This is a genomic window from Microcoleus sp. BM001215392, from assembly GCF_036700185.1.
Taxonomy (GTDB): Bacteria; Cyanobacteriota; Cyanobacteriia; order Cyanobacteriales; family Microcoleaceae; genus Microcoleus.
In genome coordinates this window covers 2018-6613 of record NZ_JAUBOJ010000397.1, presented here as the reverse complement: position 1 = coordinate 6613, position 4596 = coordinate 2018, and the positions used below count along the sequence as shown (strand labels likewise).

Here is a 4596-nt window from a genome sequence, read left to right as displayed (position 1 = left end):
TTGGGTTGCAGCCAGTTCATCAAACTAAGCAAACTCTGGTTTTTCACTGTTTATTGATGATTTGTTGATCTTTTTTAATTATAGGTGAACTTATATTTGACCTGTGGAAATGGGTAAGGTGCGCAGCGCGCACCTACCATTATAGTTCTGGGAATTAGTCTTAGATATCGTCGCAGGCAGAAGCCACTTGTCAGAATCTGACTGATAATAACCCTTGGACTTCGCTCAGGACAACGCTGATGACTGATGAGTGACGACTAATCAGTTGTACTTACGTGGTCGATTCTTTCTAATTGCCAGAGAATTTGGTTGCCCTCGCGGCGCACGCGAGAAACTACCCAGTTGCGCCAAACCCAGTTGTCTCCGCGACTGGTGACAGCGCTGGCATTTACATCCATTAAATCAGCCAGTTCAGAACTGGTAATCAAGTAGCCTTTTGTGGCAACTTCGTCAGCTATGTGCAACGTTTCGATCAGGTTTCGGAGTTCCTGAACCCTCACCTCGCGGGGCAAGTTCTCCAGGGTATCGGCTGTTGAATCCATCATGGTAGAGTTGGACATTTGAAGGTCAGAAGTTATGACATAGGATTCTATCGTTTTGTTACCAGTTGTGTCCGTTTCTTCCAAAACAATTGGGTTTTCAATGTCTAGGGGCGATGCCCCGCTGTTGGCACCAGCCTCATCTGCTGTCGATTTCTGCTGTTGTAGGGCGGGAGTGCGATTGTGCGAGAAGCTGCGGGCGATTTCGTCGCACCTGTCGTTGTAGAAGTCGCCGGAGTGGCCGCGGACGTGTTCCCACTTGATTTGTCGGGAATTCAGCTTGTCTAGCAGGTGCCAAAGGTCTTGGTTGACGACATCTTTGCCTGTCGAGGTTTTCCAACCTTTGTTTTTCCAGCCTTGAATCCATTTGGTGATGCCGTTTTTGACGTATTCGCTGTCTGTATAAATGGTGACTGCTTCGGTTTGACCGGAATTGGCAAAAAATTCGAGTGCAGCGACGGCCGCCTGCATTTCCATGCGGTTGTTGGTGGTTTGGGGGTCTGCACCTCCGAGTTCGTGACATTTGCCGTCGGCGAAGCAGACTACTGCACCCCAGCCGCCGGGGCCCGGGTTGCCGGAACAAGCGCCGTCTGTGTACAAGCTTTTGATGGTGGGAGTTGTCATGAGCAATTAATTTGTTACTTGCGATTATTCTGTTCGCGGGTGCGATAATTGAGGGAAATTGCGATCGACTGTAGCTGCTATGAAAAATGCCAACTTAAAGATTAAAAAGGTCGGGCTATTTATTTGTCCGTTTTCTTTGTTAATTTTTAATACTTTCGCCCAGGCGCAAACAGTCGTGCCTGCTGCTGACGGTACGGGTACGGCTGTGACCCGCAGCGGCAACCGCTACGATATTAACGGTGGCAGTTTGTCGGGAGACGGGGCGAATCTTTTTCACAGTTTTGGGCAGTTCGGCTTGAATGAAGGTCAGATTGCTAATTTTCTGACTAATTCGGCTATTCAAAATATATTAGCTCGCATTGCTGGCCCGAACCCTTCGCTAATTAATGGTTTAATTACTGTCACGGGCGGCAACTCTAATCTGTTTTTGATTAATCCTGCGGGGATTGTGTTTGGCCCGAACGCAAGTTTGAATGTGCCTGGTGCTTTTACTGCGACTACTGCTAATGGTGTGGGTTTTGGTTCTAATTGGTTTAATGCCGCAGGTACAAATAATTTTAGTGCCTTAGTTGGTGCGCCAAATGCTTTTTATTTTGGGGCGAATCAACCGGGAAGTATTGTTAATGCTGGCAATTTGGCTGTGACTCCGGGCCAAAGTTTGGCTTTGGTGGGCGGTACGGTTGTGAGTACGGGACAGTTGTCGGCACCGGGCGGACAAATTACTGTGGCTGCTGTTCCGGGCGAGAATGTTTTGCGCATCAGTCAACCGGGGCTTTTGTTGAATTTGGAAATAGCAACTAACCCTAATTTGGGGAATTCTCCACAAAGTTTAAATCCTGTTTCTTTGCCGCAGTTGCTGACAGGTACGGGACAAAATCAGGCGGCGGGTGTTGCGGTTGCTGCTGATGGTAGCGTGCGGCTTGTGGGTTCGGGTTTGCAGGTGAATTCTGGGGATGTGGCAATTGCTGCTGGGAATATGTCTGTGCTTCCGCAGGTGAATGCGGGAAGTGCAAATTTATGGGCTGCGGGAAATCTCACGTTAGCGGGCGCTAGGCTGCAAACTGCGGGGGATTTGAATTTGCGGGCAGGGGATGCGGTGCGGGTTCGCGACAGCGTGCAGAATCCTTTTTTGGCGCTCTCTGGGGGGAATTTAGAGATTCGGGCCGATCGCGCGATCGACATTCTCACTTTAAACGCTACGGGCGGCTTATCTCTGCCGCCGCAATTCCAAAGCGGCGGCAATTTGAGTTTAGTCAGCAACGGTGTGATTTCGGGGGATGCTCACTTTGCTTCGAGGGGCAATTTTTCGGTGCGGAATCTGTCGGGAATGCCGGGAAATTTTGTGAGTTTGTTTGACCCGATTATCAGTTCCGAAGGTGATGTTTTCTTTGGGGATTATACTGGGGCTTCGCTGAAAGTCGAGGCGAGGGGCAGCATTGTGGGCGAGCAAATTACAATTACTGGCCCGGATGTGGCATTGCGGACTGAAAATGTTAATCCCGACGATCCAGATATTGCTATTTTAACCACAAGTCCGGCTTTGATTCTGCGGGCGGGATTGACAAATTTGGCGAACCCGGTAAATATTTCTACTGACAGTTTGGGTGAGGATGCCATTTTCACTTCCGGGCCGGTTTTTCGCAGAAATTTGATTGCTGTGGAAAATATTGTAGCAGGCGGGCCGGTGATTTTGTCGGCGACGGGAGATGTGGCAACTAGAGATATTAATGGCGGTCAAATTAATCTCGAAAGCAGGCAAGGGGCGGTGATAGTTGGAGGTAGATTAACGTCGGCTTCGACGATTAATATTCAAGCTGTTAACAATATTATCTTGACAAATGACATCACTCCTGCTGATATTAATGGCAATTTTACTCTGAATACGACTGTGGGTAATATCGTAACGGGTGCGATCGACACTGGGAATACTGGGGCGATCGCAATGACAGCAGGCGGTAGTATCAATTTTGGGACTTTGCGGGGTTCTCAAGTTAATGTTACCAGCAACTCCGGCGCTGTGGGAGTGTTGAGAGATCCGAATATAATTGTCCCGAATACAACACCTGCTAACGTTACAGCCACCGAGAATGTCACAATGGCCGCTTCGGGCGACTTAACTGTAGGGAACCTCGCGGGTGCGACTGTTAGCGCCACCAGCCGCAACGGAAGTGTCGCTACGGGTGCGATCGCCTCTACGGGAGATGTGAGAGTTGTGGCAGGAGGGCAAATCACCACAGCGCCAATAACGGTTAATCCGGCTGCGGCAAATCCAGTTAATCCTACTATTCCCACAGTCAATCTGGACGCGCAAACTAATATTAACGTGGCATCGGTTAATGCTCCCACTGCCACCGTTGCTTTGAGGGCAAACAACAATTTAACTGCGGGTAATTTGCAGGGGGGAGCCGTGGATGTTTCCAGCAATGCGGGGAATATTACAACAGCTAATACTGCATCAACGGGAAATATTAATGTCAGGGCTGCGGGCAATGTAAATTCAGGAAATTTGCAGGGTGTTGGAGTTAATGTTGCTAGCAATTCTGGAACTGTTGCTGCTGGTAATGTCACGGCTTCGGAAAAAGTTACGATTTCGGCGGGACAGCAAATTCAAACCGGGATAGTTAATATTACCCCCTCCCCCACAGGCGCAGTTAATCCGCTGTCAGCGGTAACTCTGAACGCCCAAAATAATATTAGTGTGGCAGCGATTGATGCTCCTGCTGCGAGCATTGTTTCGAGAACACCGACTAACTTTACCGCGGAAAATTTGCAAGGAAGTGCTGTTGATATTAGTAGTGGTGGAAATATTGCGATCGGCAATGCTTTGTCAGCGACCAATGTCAGTTTGCAAGCTGGGGAAAATGTGACTGCGGGTAATTTGCAGGGAGTGGGAGTTGATTTAATTAGCAGCCGTGGAAATGTCACTACGGGGAATATTAATGCTGCGGAAATTGTGGGAATTTTAGCGGGAGGGCAGATCAGAATTGAGGCAATAAATGTTAATGTTTTGGGAAGCGCTCGCAATCGGGCAGTCAATATTAGCGCTCAAAATGAGATTAGTATTGCGTCGGTGAATGCTCCGGGCGCTCAGGTGAATATCGCAACTCCGCGTTTGGTGCGAGTGACTGGTACTTTTGACCAAAACGGCACTCCTGTTAGTATCTCAACGCTTGGTGGCGCTCAACCTGGTACTGTTACTATCCGCCACGGTGGCGGCGATGTTAATCCGCCTACGCCTTTTGCGGTGGGTAATGCGACAATTAACGGGACTGCTGGGGCGATCGCCAGCAATGATTCTGGTACGATTACTGAGGGTCAATCTTTTATCAATTCTTACACTCAGGGCAATAGTGCGATCGTCACTACCAACCAACCAACAACTCCACCGGGAATAACTCCACCGGGAATAACTCCACCGGGAATAACTCCACCG

The 4596-nt window shown here is 49.0% G+C and carries 2 protein-coding genes; one reads left to right on the top strand and one right to left on the bottom strand.

Annotation, left to right across the window (positions count from 1 at the left end; translation table 11 throughout):
- Window positions 1–257 precede the first annotated feature (257 nt).
- Window positions 258–1163 (bottom strand): ribonuclease HI, encoded by a 906-nt coding sequence (gene rnhA / locus QT974_RS28925; protein ID WP_333471832.1) that lies wholly within the window; start codon window positions 1161–1163, stop codon window positions 258–260.
- Between the two features lie 79 nt (window positions 1164–1242).
- Here rnhA and QT974_RS28920 point away from each other — a divergent pair.
- A partial coding sequence (locus QT974_RS28920; protein ID WP_333471831.1) for a two-partner secretion domain-containing protein occupies window positions 1243–4596 on the top strand: 3354 nt, incomplete at its 3' end.